At 47.7% G+C, this 17,930-nt stretch carries 13 protein-coding genes; 3 read left to right on the top strand and 10 right to left on the bottom strand.

What is annotated here, in order from left to right; genetic code table 11:
• Nucleotides 1-24: 24 nt before the first annotated feature.
• A complete protein-coding gene (locus AC2JF6_RS01895; RefSeq protein WP_500729060.1) occupies nt 25-927 on the top strand; it encodes a peptidylprolyl isomerase PrsA in 903 nt (300 codons plus the stop codon).
• 56 nt (nt 928-983) lie between these two features.
• On the opposite strand, the gene AC2JF6_RS01900 is transcribed toward AC2JF6_RS01895, so the two are convergent.
• The 5 genes from AC2JF6_RS01900 to AC2JF6_RS01920 are packed head-to-tail and all read right to left on the bottom strand — an operon-like array spanning nt 984 to nt 8,092.
• Entirely contained in the window at nt 984-1,961 is a 978-nt protein-coding gene (locus AC2JF6_RS01900; RefSeq protein ID WP_500729061.1) for a 3'-5' exoribonuclease YhaM family protein, read from the bottom strand.
• Nucleotides 1,954-4,461, bottom strand: a complete 2,508-nt coding sequence (locus AC2JF6_RS01905) for an ATP-binding protein (protein WP_500729062.1) — start codon at nt 4,459-4,461, stop codon at nt 1,954-1,956. Before AC2JF6_RS01905 ends, AC2JF6_RS01900 begins: the two co-directional genes overlap by 8 nt.
• A complete protein-coding gene (locus tag AC2JF6_RS01910; RefSeq protein WP_500729063.1) occupies nt 4,448-5,659 on the bottom strand; it encodes a metallophosphoesterase family protein in 1,212 nt (403 codons plus the stop codon). Before AC2JF6_RS01910 ends, AC2JF6_RS01905 begins: the two co-directional genes overlap by 14 nt.
• A gap of 8 nt (nt 5,660-5,667) precedes the next feature.
• Nucleotides 5,668-6,018 (bottom strand): YlbF family regulator, encoded by a 351-nt coding sequence (locus AC2JF6_RS01915; RefSeq protein WP_500729064.1) that lies wholly within the window; start codon nt 6,016-6,018, stop codon nt 5,668-5,670.
• A 16-nt stretch (nt 6,019-6,034) separates the two neighbouring features.
• Nucleotides 6,035-8,092, bottom strand: coding sequence for a PBP1A family penicillin-binding protein (locus tag AC2JF6_RS01920; protein ID WP_500729065.1), 2,058 nt, complete (start codon nt 8,090-8,092; stop codon nt 6,035-6,037).
• An 85-nt stretch (nt 8,093-8,177) separates the two neighbouring features.
• Here AC2JF6_RS01920 and AC2JF6_RS01925 point away from each other — a divergent pair, with 85 nt between their 5' ends.
• Nucleotides 8,178-9,044, top strand: coding sequence for an RluA family pseudouridine synthase (locus tag AC2JF6_RS01925; RefSeq protein ID WP_500729066.1), 867 nt, complete (start codon nt 8,178-8,180; stop codon nt 9,042-9,044).
• Between the two features lie 397 nt (nt 9,045-9,441).
• Here AC2JF6_RS01925 and AC2JF6_RS01930 read toward each other — a convergent pair whose 3' ends face one another.
• On the bottom strand, nt 9,442-10,356 hold the full coding sequence (locus AC2JF6_RS01930; RefSeq protein WP_500729067.1) for a proline-specific peptidase family protein: 915 nt from the start codon (nt 10,354-10,356) through the stop codon (nt 9,442-9,444).
• Between the two features lie 28 nt (nt 10,357-10,384).
• Nucleotides 10,385-12,151, bottom strand: coding sequence for an oligopeptide ABC transporter substrate-binding protein (locus AC2JF6_RS01935; RefSeq protein ID WP_500729068.1), 1,767 nt, complete (start codon nt 12,149-12,151; stop codon nt 10,385-10,387).
• 154 nt (nt 12,152-12,305) lie between these two features.
• Here AC2JF6_RS01935 and AC2JF6_RS01940 point away from each other — a divergent pair, with 154 nt between their 5' ends.
• Nucleotides 12,306-13,682, top strand: coding sequence for a serine hydrolase domain-containing protein (locus tag AC2JF6_RS01940; protein ID WP_500729069.1), 1,377 nt, complete (start codon nt 12,306-12,308; stop codon nt 13,680-13,682).
• A gap of 462 nt (nt 13,683-14,144) precedes the next feature.
• On the opposite strand, the gene AC2JF6_RS01945 is transcribed toward AC2JF6_RS01940, so the two are convergent.
• The 3 genes from AC2JF6_RS01945 to argS all read right to left on the bottom strand — a co-directional run bounded on the left by AC2JF6_RS01945 (nt 14,145) and on the right by argS (nt 17,905).
• Nucleotides 14,145-15,011 (bottom strand): aldo/keto reductase, encoded by an 867-nt coding sequence (locus AC2JF6_RS01945; RefSeq protein ID WP_500729070.1) that lies wholly within the window; start codon nt 15,009-15,011, stop codon nt 14,145-14,147.
• Between the two features lie 186 nt (nt 15,012-15,197).
• Nucleotides 15,198-16,112, bottom strand: coding sequence for a class II fructose-1,6-bisphosphate aldolase (gene fba, locus AC2JF6_RS01950; RefSeq protein ID WP_500729071.1), 915 nt, complete (start codon nt 16,110-16,112; stop codon nt 15,198-15,200).
• 107 nt (nt 16,113-16,219) lie between these two features.
• Nucleotides 16,220-17,905, bottom strand: coding sequence for an arginine--tRNA ligase (gene argS / locus AC2JF6_RS01955; protein ID WP_500729072.1), 1,686 nt, complete (start codon nt 17,903-17,905; stop codon nt 16,220-16,222).
• Between the last annotated feature and the right edge of the window lie 25 nt (nt 17,906-17,930).

Here is a 17,930-nt window from a genome sequence, read left to right on the forward strand (position 1 = left end):
CTAAGGATGTGGAGAATTCGTTTTATGAAAAAATATTTTAAAAAGGCAGCTGCAGTTATCGCTGTAGCTGGTATTGCACTGTCAACTGCTGCTTGTTCTAATGGTGGCAAAACCGTTGCTTCATACAAGGGCGGCAAGATTACGGTGCAAGATTACTACAATGAGATGAAGAAATCGCAGGCTGGTCAAACCACCCTTGCCAACATGATCATCAACCGTGTTTTGGAAGAACAATACGGCAGCAAAGTTTCCAAGAATACGGTCAACAAGCAGTTTAACAACTACAAGAAGCAATACGGCGGACAATTTAGCGCTGTCCTGCAGCAGAACAACATGACCGCATCCAGCTTCAAGCAGAACCTGCGGACTAACCTGCTGACGGAACAAGCCCTGAAAGACGTCAAGAAGATTTCCAAGAGTCAAGAAGACAAGGCCTGGAAGTCATACCAGCCCAAGGTAACCGTCCAGCACATTTTGGTTTCCAAAAAGTCTGAGGCCGAAAACATTATCCAAGAATTAAAGAACGGCCAGAGTTTCAAGGCCCTCGTCAAAAAGTACTCGCTTGATCCGGGCACCAAGAAGAACGAGGGCAAGCTGCCGGCATTTGACTCAACCGATAGCAGTTTGGATCCTGCATTCAAGAAGGCCGCATTCAAGCTCAAGACCGGTCAAACGACGAGCAGCCCGGTTAAATCCCAGTCTGGCTACCACGTAATCAGAATGATCAAGCATCCGGGCAAGGGCACGTTTGCTTCACACAAGAAGGAAATTGACGACCAGATTTACCGGTCGATGTCACAGGACCAGGAAACAATGCGCAGCGTCATTTCAGCCGTTCTGAAGAAGGCCGATCCGTCGATTAAGGACAACGACCTAAAGAATGTTCTGTCATCATACGTTACGACCAACTCAAGTCCGAAAAAATAATTGCCGCATCACGCATGAAATGGCATAAAAAAGAAGCTCACCATGAGCTTCTTTTTTTATTCTAATTTATGGGCCTGGGCAAGGGCATCATCCACCTTGGGCCGGTAAAACCGGCGACCACCCTGACTCATAATGTTGTCCGTATAGCTGCCGGGCCGCGTGTGCTGCAGCGCATTGGTAATGGCGTACAGCGACGCGTCCAGATCATCGATGCGGTGCAGGAGTTCGGCCTCAAGCAGCGCGGGCAATTTGGGCGAGCCGTACTCAAACTTGCCGTGGTGCGACAGGACCATGTGCCGCAGCAGCAGCAGATCTTCCGACTCCAGGTCAAGCTTAAGGTCACGCGCGGCCAGCATGATTTGTTCATCAATCAGGACGAGGTGACCGACAAGGTTGCCTTCGTTCGTGTATTGGGTCGCCGCCGGGCCGGTTAATTCCAGAACCTTGCCCATGTCATGCAGGATGCAGCCCGCATACAAGAGCGAGCGGTCAACCTGCTCGTAGTTGTTCGCCAGGGCCTTGGCGTCCCGCAGCATTGATACCGTGTGGTAGGCGAGCCCGCCGCGAACCGCATGGTGGTTGCTCTTGCCCGCCGGGTAATCAAAGAAGCGCTGCCCCCATTTTTTCAATAAATAGCGCACGATCCTGTTCCAATTCGGATTCAAAATTTCGAAAACAAACTGGTTGATTTCTTCTTTCATGCTTGAAATTTTTTCGGGCGCCGACTTAATAAACTTGTTGAGGTCATAGCCCTCTTCGGGCCCGACCACTCGCAGACCGTAGATTTTTATTTGCGGCTGCCCCTGGTATTCCTCGCGCTCGCCATCCACTTCCACAATGGTGCCGGTACTGTAAGTGGTCGCATCCAGGTTGTCGGCATCCCAATAGTTGCCGCGAATTTCGCCAGACGAGTCGCTAAAGGTCAGTGCCAAGAAGAGTTTGCCCTTCTTAGTGTGCCGCAACTGGGAGTTCTTGATCAGAACGACCGCTTCCAGTTCCTCGCCGTCATTATAATCCAGCAAACGTTTATACATTTTGGGTTCCTTTCGTAAAAGTCAGCGGCCTCAGGCCCAGCCTATCGACTAGGCCAGCTTGTGCCGTAAAAATCAGTACCTGGTTGTTTTGGGCAACTTGCGTCAGCAGCAGCTTGATTTGCTCAATTCGCTTGTCATCAAAGTTGACAAACGAATCGTCGATCAGAATTGGCAGGTTGATCTGATCCTTGACCTGCTGGACGAAGGCCAGCTTCAGGGCAAAATACAGCTGTTCCGACGTGCCCCGCGATAGGTACTGCACCTTGATTTTTTTGCCATCAAAACGCGTGACCGTCAATTTTTTATCAATTTCAATATCATTATAACGATTATTGGTCAGAAGCTGCAAATATTCCCTGGCCGCAACCAGCATCTTGGGGAAGCGTTCGTTAGAGGCCAGGTCGAGCGCACGCCCAATCCATTGTGCGGCCAGCAGGTCAGCCAGATATTCAGCCGACAAGTTCTTAAACCTGGTTGCAGTGTTGGCGAGGGTCTGCTTGGCGTTAAAGACAGCGGTCGAGTTAGCCAGGTTAGCCATCTTCACCTTGACCTCAGCCGTTTTGGACTGCAGATGACGCACCGTTTCTTGTTGCGCCGCAATTTGGGGGGCTAATTCGGCCAAGGAGCTCTTAGCCTGGTCTTGACTTTGTGCCAGGCGCGTTAGCTCCGGCAGATCTTTTTCAAGGCTCGTGCGCAAAAACGCAATCTTCGTCTTTAACTCGTCCTGCCTGTGCTTCTTAGCCTGCAGGTCCTTATACCCGGCCATATCCTTGACCTGTGCCCGGGCCAAGGCCGCCTGCAGCTGCAAATTGGCCTCCGTTGTTTTCGCGGCATTCTGCTTAAGACTCATCTGCAGGCTGGCTTTTTCCGCAAGCCGGCTGCGCGTGCGGGCAAATTGCTCTTCAAGCTGGTCAAACGCAGCCAATACGGAATCAAAGTCGGCTGCAACCTTCCGGTCCAGAACCCGGCTGACGCGTCCCGCAAGATTGTTCAACTGCTCAAGCACGTCCTCTTCATGCCTGTGGTTGGCCTCAAGCGTCTTCTCCTGCAGCTGAAACTGCCGCCACTCGTTGACCAGGCTATGCACGTCAAGGTGGTCAAGGGCAAGGCTGTACTTGCTGGCAAACGCGGCGCGCTTTTGCCTGGCCGCCGCACTTTGCGCCCGTCGTTGCGCAACGCGCTGCTTCTCCCGCTTTTGCTGGTTCTGCGCTGCGGCCAAACAGCCCGTCCCTGCAAGAAGAAGCATGCCGCCAATAATAACAGACATGCTGGCCAGAATGATCAAACCGATGATGCACAGGCCGCCGCCTACAAAGAGCAGGTAATTGGGCTTCATGCCTGAACTGGTCTGGTCTTCATCCGCCGGTTCAAGCGGCAATTCTCGGTAGTCCTTCTGCAGGTCAAGGATGGCCGCTTGGTCCATCGTGACAATCTTGTTTAACTCTGGATTCAACGCAAGAAGCTGCTGTTGGTCGTCGATGTGCTGCTGGTCTTTTTCCGTGCAGCCGCGATAATCGTTTTGCCACTGCAGCAGCTGCGACTTCTGCTTCAGGAGTTCGCCTGCCGCCGCATCCTCACTCTGAACCTGGCCGATTTCTCGCAAGCGTTTTTGCATGCCCTGTTTATTTTCTTCCAAGTTTTTAATGGTTGCAGCCAGATCGCGAGCAGATTGGTACTGGGCCAAGTCAAAACTAACGGGTTCAACCTGGGCCTCGAGGTCAGTCAATTCACGGTAGTTTGGCAACAGCTGCTGCAGCCGCTGCAGGCGGTCAGACTGCTTTTGCAAGTCCAAAAGGCGCTGCTCATGCTCCGTTTGCAGCCGCTTTTGCTTTTCATATTCATTGCTCAGACTCTGATAGGTGGCAAACTCGCCCTCCGCCTCGCTAACCGCATCTTTTTCCTCCCGCAACTGACTCAGCAAGCGGTTAAGCGGCGGTTTGCTGCCCCCCTTCTTGAACAGGTCGCCCGCCTGCTTGGCAAAGTCATCGCGCAGGCCAATCAGCTTGTCGCTGTTCGAAGCACCCAGGTAGTATATTCGTTCAAGCAGGCCGCTCTGCCCGATCGCACTCACCTTTGCCAACATATCCTGGTTAAAGATAAAGCTGTCGGCGTAAAAAGCGCCGTCGATGTTTTTGACCTGGTCAAAAAAAACGTGCTCGGGCACGACCTGATTGTCGCACTTAACGGTCAGCGTGCCGACCTTTGACCCCCTGCCGCTGGCATACAGCCGTTCGAGCTCGTAGCGCTCGCCGGCATCGTTTTCAAAGAACAGGGAGCCGCCCATTGGACTGACGCGCGCAAGGGGCTTGTAATCTTCAAAAAAGTCCGAGGTGTGCTTGGCGAGGTGGAAGCCAAACAGCACCTGCTTGATAAATGCAACCACAGTGCTCTTGCCGGCCTCATTTGCACCGAAGAAAACGTTGAGGTCGGCACTGGGCAGGTCGAGCGTAAAATTGGAAAACTGACCAAAGTTGACAATTTTAATCCTAATTAATTTCATTGCTGATCCCCTTCAGTTTGCTGTTCAACTTCACTTCAGTCAGCTGCTGCACCTCTTGTAAGAACTGTGGATCGGCAGCTAATTCCGCGGCCAGGTCGTCTTTTTTGGCCCAGTCGCTGCTCAGCGCTACGAAGCTGTCAGCGTCAAAAACGTCCTTTTCCGCCTGGGCAAAGTATGCCTGGTCACTGGCAGCAACCTCCAGGTGGCTGCTGCTGGTGTAGCGAACGTCGACCAACTGGGATTCATGTGCCAGTTTGCCTGAGAGCAGCCGCCAAAAATCACTGTCATCAACCAGCTCGCGTTCTTTTTCATTCAAAAACTCGGCGCCGTGGATTTGCAGACTGAAGTAGGTCGTTTCGGGTGCAACAAGCTGCGCCAAAATTGCAGCCTGCAGGTCATTTTGACCGATAGGCGCAGTTAGCTCAACGACCGCCCGCCGCCAAACGATTGGACTCGTCTGGACAAAACTGATTTGGGTTTGTTTAGTATCTTCGTTAACCTCGCCCAAAATGCAGCCCTTGGCACCGCGTTCATTGACGTGGCGCCCCTGGATGTTGCCGGGGTAGAGCACGTAGGGCGTTTGGGACAGAACCTGCCGCAGGTGAATGTGACCCAGAGCAAAATAATCGTAATTAAGGTTTTTTAGTTCACTCAAAGAAAACGGGGCGTAAACGTTCTGTCCGCCCTGGCCCGCTTTTTCCTGAGCGTGCATAATGCCAAACGTGTAGTGGCTGCCCTTTGCGGGCAGCTGTGCGGCCTTGTCAACGGTAATGTGGTTGTTCCTGTAGGAAAAGCCGGTAACATCGTACTCAAACCCCGCTTGCGTTTGCCGCGTAATGGTCTCAATCCTTTCGCCATCGCCCAGCAGCTTAAAGTATGGGCTGGGTGCAACCAGCAGATCTTCCGCCCGCATGTGATCGTGATTGCCAAAGATCATTACCACCTGTATTTGGGCCGCGGTCAGCCGCTCCATTTCACGGGCAAAAAACAGCTGACTGCTCGGATTAGGCCGCGGGCTGTCAAAGGTGTCGCCCGCAATCAGCACCAAATCAACTTTTTCCTGCAGGGCAAGGTCAACAATTTTGGTCAGCGATTGGTTGGGTGCCTGGTGAATCTTTTTGGCGCTCCTAGATGGCAAAAAAGATAGCCCTAAAAATGGACTATCTAAATGTGCATCTGCAAAATGAATAAATTTCATCGCTCTTTTTAGTTTCTAAGACCTTCGTAAAGATCGTTAATCGGCTTGGTGATTGCTTTTTGCACGTCATCAATCGTTTTGTACAGCCCTTGCTCAGCCTGCAGCAGTTTCATGATTTCAGCGTCCTTTTGAACCCGCTCATTTAATTTTTGATAGTTTTCCTGCAAGTCCTGGGACAGGTCTTTGCCCTGCGATTGCGCGTCGATAATTTCGCCTTGGATCTTGTTCATTTCCTGAAAAAGGGTTGCACTGGCTTGGTTAGCCTTGACACCAGCGATTGCTTCTTGCAAAGCCGTGAATTCCTCAGTCTTTTGCAAGTCAGAAGCTAATTGGTTAGCCAAATCGTAGATATTTACCATGTTTTTCCTCCTAAGATTAATGGCCCAAAAGGCCCTTGAAATCATTATACCATTCATTAAGTTTTTGGCCCGCGGTTCCCAAACCTTTTTCTATTTGTTCGCCCAGGCCCTTGGTCCAATCTGAGCCTGCGCCGTTGTTCTTGATGATCTGCCGCGGTGCCTGTTCGGCAAACTGGTTCTGCGCCGTGTAGGGCAAAATCCCTTCCATCTGGGCTTTGTACAGCCGCGTTATGCCCGTCTCGGAAACGCCGTGCATAAAATGCTGACTGTTGGTTCGATCAAAGCCGACCCAAGTGGCGACCACCACGTCCGGCGTGTAACCAACGATCCACTGGTCCTTGGTGCCAAAGCCGTAGGAATTGGGCACCTCTGTCGAACCGGTCTTGCCGGCAACGCGGTAGCCCGCAGGCTGCGCCGCTGTACCGGTACCGCCAGCAAAGACGCCTAAAAGCATCGTGGTCATCTCCTTGGCGGTATTCTCGGAAATGATGCGGTGCTTGCCCACATCGTGATTCTCCGCAATAACATTGCCGCTTGCATCCTCAATCTTGGTGATGAAGTAGGAGCTGTCCGGCAGGTTGCCCTTGTTGGCAAAGGCCGAATACGCACGCGCCATCTGCAAAGGCGACACACCCGCAGATAATCCCCCCAGAGCAAGCGCCAGGTTTTGGTCTTCCTTAGGCACCTTCAACCCGAAGTTGCCGGCGGACTGCACGCCCTTGGAAACGCCAATGCGGTCCAGCAGCCAGACGGCTGGCACGTTTTTACTCTGGGCCAGCGCCATGTACATCGGAATCTTGTCGGAATAACCGTTGTCAACGTTGTGCGGCTGGTAGCCGTTCTTGCCGAAACGCTGCAGCCGGTTGGAGAGTTCCGAGTCATAGTGGTAGCCCTGCTGCAGGGCCGGCGCATAAGCAACCAGCGGCTTGATCGAGGAGCCAGGCTGACGCTTCATCTGCGTGGCCCGGTTGTAACCGCGGAAGACGTGCTTGCCGCGGCCGCCCACGACTGCGCGTACAGCACCGGTTGCAGGATCCATTACAACGCTCGCCCCCTGCGTCTTCGTGCCATCCGGTGCGTTCTGCGGGAAGAGCCAGTCTTGGCTGAACTTTTGCTGGAGCTGACGCTGATAATTCTGGTTCAGGGTCGTGTAAATCTTCAGCCCCTTGTTCATGACGTCCTCTTCTTTGAGTCCGTAGCGCTTGATGGCTTCGTCAACAACCGCATCGAAGAAGTAGGGGTAGCGGTAGCCGTCCTGATTGTGGTAGGTGTCCCGCAGCGTCAGACCCTGACTCTGTGCGCTCTTGGCCGCTTGACGCGTCAGTTTTTTGTTATCGACCATCAAGTCCAGGATCAGGTTCCGGCGCGATAGCGCATAGGACATGTGGTCAATCGGATTGTACTTGCTCGGGTTGCGCAGAATTCCGGCCAGCGTGGCCGCCTCACCGACCGTCAGCTCGCTCGCGTTCTTGCCAAAGTACTTGTGGCTGGCATCCTGAACGCCCCAGACGCCGTTGCCAAAGTACGCATTGTTGAGGTACATGGTCAGGATGTCCTTCTTGGAATAAACGTGCGTGATTTCCACCGCAAAAAATAATTCCTCAATCTTACGCGAAAGGGTCTGCCTTTGGGTGAGCAGGGCATTCTTGGCCAGCTGCTGCGTGATGGTCGAACCACCCCCGGAAATCTGCCCGCGGTGAATAACCAACCCCAGTGCCGCACGTCCCATCCCCTTGATGCTGAAGCCCGGATTCTTCCAGAAAGTCCGGTCCTCCGTCGAGATAACGGCGTTCTTAATGTTGGGCGAGATTTTGTCATAATCGACAAAAGTCCCCTTCTGCGAATACAGCGTGCCCGCCTGCTGCTTCTTATAATCATAAATAGCAGTGGTGGCGGGAAGCGAGGCCTTCAGGTCAGAGATGTTGGAAGTCTTGACTTTGACGGTATAATAGGTACAAACCAAAAGTATGATGCTGAGCATTATCAAAATGATCCAGCGTCCGATGAAAAAACGGCTGTCAAAGCGGTGCCACATGGCACCCAGCCCGTTTTTATTTGGTTCCTTATTTTGCATTACATCTGCTCCTTTTAGAAACACCTAAAATTGTACCATACCGGAACAAATTACCCTTATTATCCAGAAGACTTAATAAATATTTATGAGCTATTATTTTTCTTTTAACTACCCTGAAAACCTTAAAACGCAGTCCGTAAACAGCCTGCTGCGTGAGCTTTTGATACCACGCAAGTGGCGTCACTACCTGCGCACCGAGCGCCGCGTCCTGGTCAACGGACAGTACCGCCACTTTAACCAACTGGTCCACCCTAAGGACCAAGTTGAATTGACCCTGGGCCACGTCGAATCCGGCCAGCAACCATATCCGGCAAGCGGGCACCTGCCCGATGTCATCTATGAGGACCCCAACCTGCTTGTCATTAATAAACCGGCCGGCCAGAAGACGCACCCCAACCTGGATGAAACAAACACTGCACTCAATGACTGTGCAACATACTTGCAGGCGTCCCCCTTTGTCGTGCACCGCCTGGACATGCTGACGAGCGGGCTCCTGTTGGTTGCCAAGAACCCAGCGGTCGTGCCGATTCTGAACCGGGAATTAACGACCAAGACCCTCCACCGCGAATATTTAGCCGCTGTGGATCACGCCGAAAGCCTGCAAGACGCCGGCACAATCGACTTGCCACTGGGCCATGACCCGCAAGACCAGCGCAAGCGGATGGTGCGCTCAGACGGCCTCAAATCGGTTACCCACTACCAAGTTATGGGGCGGCGAACAGACAAAACAGCATTGGTAAAGCTCATCCTTGACACCGGCCGCACCCACCAGATTCGTGTTCACCTGGCAGCAATCGGCAGCCCGATTATCGGCGACCCGCTCTACAATCCAGCCGCAGTAGCAGGTGATTTTTTGCACCTGACAGCTTACCAAATGTCTTTTACGCGGCCCTTCTCATTTGACCAAGTTAAAGTTGAATTGCCTCCAAATATAATATTTGCAAATGAATAAGAATGTGCAATTTAGTTTAGAAGTAACCTGATAAACATGCAAATACTAAAATAACCAGTGAATATAACACCACTAGTTATTTAAATTATAATTATCTGCTATTAATTAACTCAATCTTTGCGTATAAAAACTTTTCTAGCACAAGTCTTTTTAAGGTATAAAATGCCAAATTTGCAGTAACCCCCTATTCTTGTAAAAGTCCGGATTTTGATAGTTAAAATCATCTTTAATTGTGTGTGTAAAGCGCTGATAAGACTATTTGGGCAAGTTTAGCACAATATCATTGCTTTTTTGGTTGCTAAAATCATTTAACTCTCCAAGCTCAGCACTTTATCTTTGATAACTTTTAAAGTAATATTCTCCTTTCAAAACTTTTAGCTTAGCTGATTGAAATAAGCTATTCGGACTTAAAGGTACCTGATTCTACTTCCCGAATGAAGTCTGCCAAGTGCTTGTAATAAACATCGGGATTGTCCACCATGTGATGATGCCCAGCGCTAGGAGTCGTTACTAAACGTGCATGGGGAATCTCTTTTTGCATAATTCTAGCCGTTTCCAGAGGCATCGTATCCTCTTCCCCAAAGGTCAGCAGGGTGGGCATCGAAATATCTTTTAAGTGATTCCTAAAGTGCCACTCCTCTAGCTTACCAGTCACGACAAACTCATTGTCGCCTTGAAAAGTATGATAGACTGGCAAGCCACCGAGGCGTTTAATATGGTATAGCTTACATGGTTGGCGACGGTCCATGAAATTGATATTCAAAATTTGAATATCTTCCTGATAGCGCTTGTTCTCATAGTCGTCATTTGTTTCACATTCATGCATAAAGTTAATTTCACTTTGCGGAAATATTTCTTGCCGTCGCCTGTTAATGGACTCAATATAATCATCAATTTCGTCAACCATTGATGAAACAATAGTACCTTTGAGATGCTGGCCATATTTAACTGCATATTCCTGGGCCAATAGTCCGCCCCAACTCTGACCAATTAGGTAGAAATTTTCGAGACCCAATTTAGCACGTACTTCATCGACTTCATCCAAGAAGTACTCGTAAGTTAAATATTTTTCGGCATTCTTAGGATCAGAGTAATCGGGTTGATCCGAATAAAGAGAGCCGAGTTGGTCATACATCGTGACTTGAACATTTAAGCCTTGCTTTTGCAGTTGATCAGCTGCATCTTCCCAGTATTCATGATTGCCACCTGGTCCCCCATGTAGGGCTAATAGGTGTATATCGCCCTTACCTTGAGTGCTAGTCCAAAGGTGATAACCATTGTCTAAAGTTATTATTTTACTTCCTGTTTTCATTAATTTTTTCCTTACTATTTTTCTGAAGTTACTTGGCATAGCCCACTTTATACCATAATGGTTGCTGATTATTGCTTTGAGAAGGTTTCAATGAGAGACCTGTAATTTTCTTGTCAACCGCCGTAATTTGATATGAATTATCGAGCGGAATCACATAGGCCTCTTTGTTCATATACTCTTGCCACTCATGAAATTTTTGCACTCGGTACTTGTGATGAAAGGCTTTTTGTGAGTTCATTTCATCAAGCAACTTATTATTATTAGTCGTTACAAAGCGCGCCATGTTAAACGGTGCACTCTCACTATAATATGTGTGCGGTGATGGCTCAGATGGCATTGACCAACCGGCAATAAACATATCAATGCCCTTGTCATCATTTTGCACCTTATCATAGAAAGAATTATGCTCAATTAAACGACCAGTTGCAAGCTTAACGTTTAAACCAACCTTATGCCATTGTTGAAGGTAGTTTTGAATTATTGGTTCTTGGGTTGAGTCCCCACTCATTGCAGCCAAATTAATGGTGAGTGGCTTACCATTCGGCTGAACTCGCCATCTCCCCTTCTTCTTATAACTTGCCTTATCTAAAATCTCGTTAGCCTTCTTCAGATCATATGTGAAGCCTTTAGCATCTTTGTCAAAAAAGTCACCAAATTGTGATGGAACTAATGTTGGCACTCTAAAACTTAAGGAATTGGTGTAACGCTTGTCAACTTCATTAACGTTCATTGCATAACCAATTGCCTGCCGCAAGGACTTGTTACTCATTTTGGCGTGTGGATTTTCGATGTTTTTATTCTGCGCCTTATCCCACTTACCGACTTTAAAGGCCAAATAGTGATAGCTCAGCGGAATTTGCGCAATAAAATTAACATCTTTAGTTTCTTTAACCTGGTTCCACTGCGTGTTGATCACACGCACCACGTCAAACTTGTGACTCTTAATCGCCTGCGAGGCTGAGTTAGGTGAAACAACCGAAATTACAATCTTGTCGAGCTTTGGCTTACCGCGCCAATAATATTCGTTAGGTACCCAAGTAACAGATTGACCGCGAACGACTTTTTCTACCTTAAAAGCGCCAAAAAATAACGGCTCTTTTCTAATCTTATCTGAGGACTTGAGTTCAGTAAAAGGAACATCCTTTAAGTAGTGATATGGTTCAGCAGAAGCCCACATGAAGCGGTTACCAGCATTCACCATGCTTGGATTCAACTTGCTGAAATGTAGCACCACCTTGCGGCCATTTTTGCCATCCGGCATCTCGATTCCTGAAATTGATTTAGTCTTACCTTCATGGTATTCTTTCAAACCCTTCAAAATTTCAAATTGGCTACTATATCTTGGACACATCGTGTCTTTATTTGCCAAAATTTCATAGGCAAATTCATAGTCTTTAGCAACTAGTTGCTTGCCATCAGACCATTTAACGCCCTTCTTGATTTCTACTGTAATCGTCTTACTTTTAGGATCTAGCTTAAAAGTTGCAGGCCCTTTGTTATTGATTTTGTACTGGTCATCACTGTCAAATAGGGATTCCTGTCCCGGAGCGCCAACCTGTGAATCCAAATCTTCTGAAGATAATTCTGGTGAAAAAACTCCAGCAAATGGCGTATCCGTTTCAACTGCAATTTTAACCGTTCCACCTTCTTTGACTTTTCTTTGGGGTGTAGCCATCGGAAATTTAGCTACTGATCTGGTATCATCACTACTAGTCGAACCCTTTCCGCAACCCACTAAGGCTACTGCTGACAAGCCTATTATCCCAATTGAGGTGAGTAATCTTTCCTTTTTCATTTTTCTCCTTATTAATATATTTTTTAATTTAATAATAAATATATCATGTATAATAAATTATTTCATCATAAAATTTAAGCAAATTGTTTATTTTATTCCACTTAAGTGTAAAATGTTAATCAAATTACAAAAATTTTTCTAAAAGGAGTAACTAATGAACGCAGAAAAAATCGATCAATTAGCCAAGACCGTATTATCCACATTTGGCTTACCCAGTTTAGGCTTTGGAGTTTACCATACCGGTGAAAGCTACAGCCAAGTCTATGGTGGCGCTAGCAAAGATAGTTTGTATCCTCTTGCCTCCATTTCCAAGACTTTTTTTGCTACCGCAGTTTGCCAACTAGCAGACGAAGGTAAAATAAATCTGGATGACCCCCTCAAGAAATCTTGGCCTGCCTTTAAGTTGGTCGACCAGTATAGCCAAGACCACCTAACTTGGCGCGATGCGCTAAGTCACCAAAGTGGCCTGCCAGCTCATGACCTGATGCGCTTCACTAATATGAATCAGCATGATTTATCCTTAAAAGAAAAGGCTGAATGTGTAGGCTACTTGCAGCCCTCTCATGAATTGCGGTACCAGATGCAATATAGCAACTTGGTCTATGCCGCAGCCACTTATGCAATGGAACAGGCTATTGACCAAGATTATGGAACTTATGAACATGACCACTTGCTTAACCCGCTAAAGCTACATAATACCTTTATCAATCACCATGAGGCGCCACGTGCCCGAATTGTTAAGCCCTATATTAGAGACAACAATGTTACCCAAGAAGTGCCCTTTATTGCACCCGGCAAGGTCGGCGGTGCCAGCAGCATGTTAGCCACAATTTCTGATTTGCTTGAGTGGGCTAAATACCAGTTGACCATGCAAAAAGAAGAAACAGGTTCAGCAACAGCACAGCGCTATTTACCGCAATCTATCATGCATCCCAGTCGTGCGTATGGTGGAGCAAATTTTGCCGCTTATGGCCTGGGAATGATGATGGAAGACTATCGTGGTCACATGTACTTCTACCACAGTGGTTCTTATATCGGTTACTGCTCCTTCATGGGCTTTGTTCCAGATCTTGATTTGGCTTTTGTTGTTACCACGAACATGGATTCAACCGATGCTATCTTTGCTCTTGCCTACCAGACAATAGATAACGCTCTTAATATTAATGACACCAATTGGGTCGATAAGGTTGCCGCTATGATGACACAAAAATGCCAAAACAAAGAGGAGCGCCTCGCAGAGCTCAAAGGAAACTCCTCTAAGCCAGTGAAAGTCACGTCAGAATATCTTGGGGATTATCAAAACCCGGGCTACGGACTGATATCACTGCACGACCTAGATGGTAAGCTAATGGCTACCATAGGCAAATGGGATTTTCCCGTTATTGAAACTTCCCATGGAAACATGTTTATTGAAGAAAGGTTGTACGATCATGGACTACTGCCGATTACTTTGAGTGCAAACAAAGTAACGCTTCTGACTGAACCGGCTCTTAATGAGCCCACCATATTTTTAAAAGTCCACAACTCATAATACTTAAAAAAGTTGAACCGAAAATAACTTTCTAACTTTTTAGTTGCACTTCAGTTGAACCAAAATCTAGCTGGTGGTTTTACTAAAGTTAAATTTACTGTCAACCAAAAAGCACAAGCGCTTAACTTAATTAAAGCAGACTACAGCAGTCATTCTGCGGCCCAAATAGTTCTTATCCACTTGTTGATTATTTTCCAAGCCGCCAGTAATTATAATGATCCTATTTTTCGCAACAACGCCTATCAGCCAAAATAGATTATGCCATTAAAATTCTAAGACAAATTCGAAGGTCTTAGCTTTACTAAACTTATTTTGTAATTAGCTGCCATCATAGCCGCCGGTTATTTAAGCAATTTCAAAATAAATAAGACTAATTCTGTCCTAAAAGGAGCACGGATTAGTCTTATTAGCTCTGTGATCAAAAAATTCAGATAATATATTTGGCAGCCAATAACAAATATATTATTGTTTCCCGCCAAATACCGGATATTGGCTGGCTGTCCCGTAGTCCAACGAGTTGAGTTGCATCAATGATGCCATGTCCTCACTGGAAATTGTGAAGAAGTCTATTTCCATATTCTGCTTGATATGGGCCGGTTGTGCAGCCTTAGGCAGCACGACTGTATTTAGCTGCCAGTCATAACGAATACACAATTGTGCAGCGGACACCTGATATTTTTCTGCCATTTGCTGGATTACGGGACTATTCAGGGCAGCTCCGTGTGCTACGGGCGAGAATGATTCAACCACAATACCTTGTTCTTGTGAGAAATCAATCAGTTCCTTCGGGGTTGCCCCAATGTGACACAGAATTTGGTTAACCACGGGCTTGGTGCTGCTGTTATCAATCAGGTTGCGCAGGTCGTCCGGCTGAAAGCTTGAAACCCCAATTGCCCGCAGCTTGCCCGCTTTCTGCGCATCTTCCAGCGCCCTCCAGGTTTCCAGATTGCCTTCGAAGTGACGGTCATTGGACTGGTTGACTTCACTCCAGGGCTGCGGATTATGAATAATCATCATATCCAGATAATCCAGATCCATTTTCATTAAAGTATCGTCAATCGATTTTTTAGCTTCAGCATAATTTTTGATTTCAGCCGCGACCTTGGAATTAACAAAAATCTTCTCGCGTTTAATGCCCGACTTCCTAACGCCTTCGCCCACGCCAGCCTCATTGCCATAGGCCTGCGCCGTATCGATGTGACGGTAGCCGAGATCTAGCGCTGTTTGTACCACTGAGGCCACTTGACTGTTTGCTATTTCCCAAACGCCCAGGGCTAATTTGGGAATCCGGACACCATTGTTTAACGTCATCATTTCATCTTGAATCATTATTTTTTCCTCCATGCCTAATTATAGCTTGAGTTTAGTCCTTCAACCAAACTTTAAGTCAAGCGAATGTGCTTAAAAAATTTCGTACAAGTTTCAGTATCCGCCCTTTTTGGAAAACGAATTTTAAAGCCAACACAAAAAGGCCAGTCCTCAAACGGGGCTGACCTTTCAAATTGTTATGCTAAATTATTCTAAGTTTAATGAGCTCTTGTCAAAAGCTGCGGACTTGATCTGGTCGTCAATTGACGGAGTCCCAAGCCACTTAATCATTTCCTTCATTGAAGCAGTAATGGCTTCAGTGCCAGGAAGAAGCAGCTTGCGTGGGTCGTAACCCTTGTTGGCCTTGTCCTCATCCTTGTGCGCTTCGAAGTACTTGCGCGTAGCGGCCTGGAATGCCAACTGGAATTCAGTGTTAATGTTGACCTTGGAAATACCAAGCGAAATAGCCTTCTTAACTTGGTCTTCTGGAATTCCTGAGCCACCGTGAAGAACAAGGGGAACAGAAACAGCATCAGCAATTTCCTTTAGACGGTCAAAGTTGAGACCGGTCCAGCCTTCTGGGTAAACGCCGTGGATGTTGCCGATGCCACATGCAAGCTTGTCAACGCCCGCTGCAACAAAAGTCTTGGCATCTTCAACGGATGCTAGTTCACCACCATCAGCACCTTGGTTCTCACCAATTTTGCCAATTTCGGCTTCAACAGAAATACCACGTTCATGAGCCAGCTTGACGATTTCCTTGGTTTTAGCCAGGTTTTCATCGGTTGGAAGGGCATGACCGTCAAACATAACGGACGAGAAGCCGAGTGCGATACACTCTTTAGCAGATTCAAAGTCGCCGTGGTCCAGGTTCAGCACGACCGGAACGGAGATGTTCATTGCATCAATCTGGTCCTCAACTAAATCCTTGGCTACCTTGTAGCCACCCATATATTTAGCCGCACCCGTTGACACTTGAATCAAAACCGGGGTTCTGGTTTCCTCAGCTGCCTGCAAAATTGCACGCGTCCACTCCAAGTTGTTAGTGTTATAAGCACCTACTGCATAATGGTTTTTACGAGCATCTTTAAAGATTTGGTTACCATTATCTAAATATGCCATTTAAAAATACCTCCTATTAAGCTTACATCAACATTGTACCGTAATAATTAAATATTGAACAATCTTTTAATCAATGTAAACGTTATTTTGTCAAAATAATTTGCCCGCTACATTTCTTTGGGCGCATTAACGCCGAGCAAGCGCAGGGCTTCAGTTAAAACAATGGATGTGGCCTGTACCAGGGCAAGGCGCGAGGTGATTTGTTCATCCTCATGCAAGATTTTGACGTTAGCGTAATACTTGTTGAATTTTTTGGCTACATCCAAGGCATACTTGGCAATAATTGATGGTTCGAACTTATCGCTGCTACGGGCAACGATGCGCGGAAAGTCCGCCAGTGCCTTGGCAACGCTAAAGGACCAAGCATCTTCAATTGCCGCACCGGCAAGATCCGGCTCCTTGCCCAAATTTTGGGCCTTGTTTAAGACGCTCTGGGCCCGGGCGTTAGTGTATTGGACGTATGGACCGGTGTCGCCCTCGAAGCGGACCACTTCGTCCAGGTTGAAGTCGAAGTTTTCCACCCGATCGTTCTTGAGGTCATGGAAAATGACGGCACCAACGCCGACATCATGTGCAACCTGGTCTTTATCGGCAAGGTCGGGGTTCTTCTGCTCAATCTGCTGACGCGCTAACTTAACTGCGTTTTGAAGCACCTGATCAAGAAAAACGACGTTGCCCTTCCGCGTGGACAGTTTCTTGCCATTCTGGGTAATCAGGCCAAACGGAACATGGTGGATTTCGTCAGCCCAGTCATAGCCCATTTTTTTCAGCACGGTCTTCAATTCAACGAAGTGCTGCGCCTGCTCGTTGCCGACCACGTAGAGCATTTTGACAAAGTTATAGGTCTTCATCCGGTAAATTGCGGCTGCCAGATCACGGGTCAGGTAGATGCTGCTGCCATCTGATTTAACAATCAGCGCGGGGTTTTCCCCTTCGCCCATATCAACGACCTGAGCGCCCCGCGATTCGTGCAGCAGCCCTTTTTCCTTTAGTTCGTCAATCACCGGCTGCATCTTGTCATTGAAAAAGGCCTCGCCCTTGTATGAATCAAAGGTCACCCCTAATTCTTTATAGATGCGCTTAAAGTCAGCCAAGGATACTTCACGGAACCACTGCCATAATTTAACGGCCTCGGGGTCACCATCTTCTAGCTTTTTAAACCAGGCACGCCCTTCATCATCAAGCTCCGGATGCTTCTCGGCTTCGGCGTGAAACTTTACGTAGTACTTAAACAAATTCATGATGGGATCTTTTTTGACGTCGTCTTCAACGCCCCAGTGCTTGTAAGCAGCAATCAGCTTGCCAAACTGCGTGCCATAATCGCCCAGGTAATTGATCTTGATGGGCGTGTAGCCGACCTTCTGCAGCGTCTTGGCAATCGAGTTGCCAATCACAGTCGAACGCAGGTGACCCATTGACATTGGTTTGGCAATGTTGGGACTGGACATGTCGATGGGCACGTTGCCCGTGCCCAGAGTCTGGTCGCCAAAGTGCTCCTGTTTGGTCAATACTTCCTGCAAAGTTTGCGCAATCAGCTTTTCATGATTAATAGCAAAGTTAACGTAGGGGCCAACTGCCTTAATGCTGGCAAAATCTTCACTCTGCAGCGCAGAAGCAATTGTCTTGGCAATCTCAGCCGGATTTTTGTGCATGCTCTTGGCCAACGCAAAAGCCGGAAAGGCATAGTCACCCATCTTTTCATTCTTTGGCCGCTCAATCAGCTGACCGATTTGATCTTTGGTCATGTCGACCTGGCTAGCAATCAGGTCGACAACTTTACCCTTAAAGTCCATTTTTCCTCCTAACAAAAAAGTCTCT

Source organism: Lactobacillus sp. XV13L, assembly GCF_059900875.1.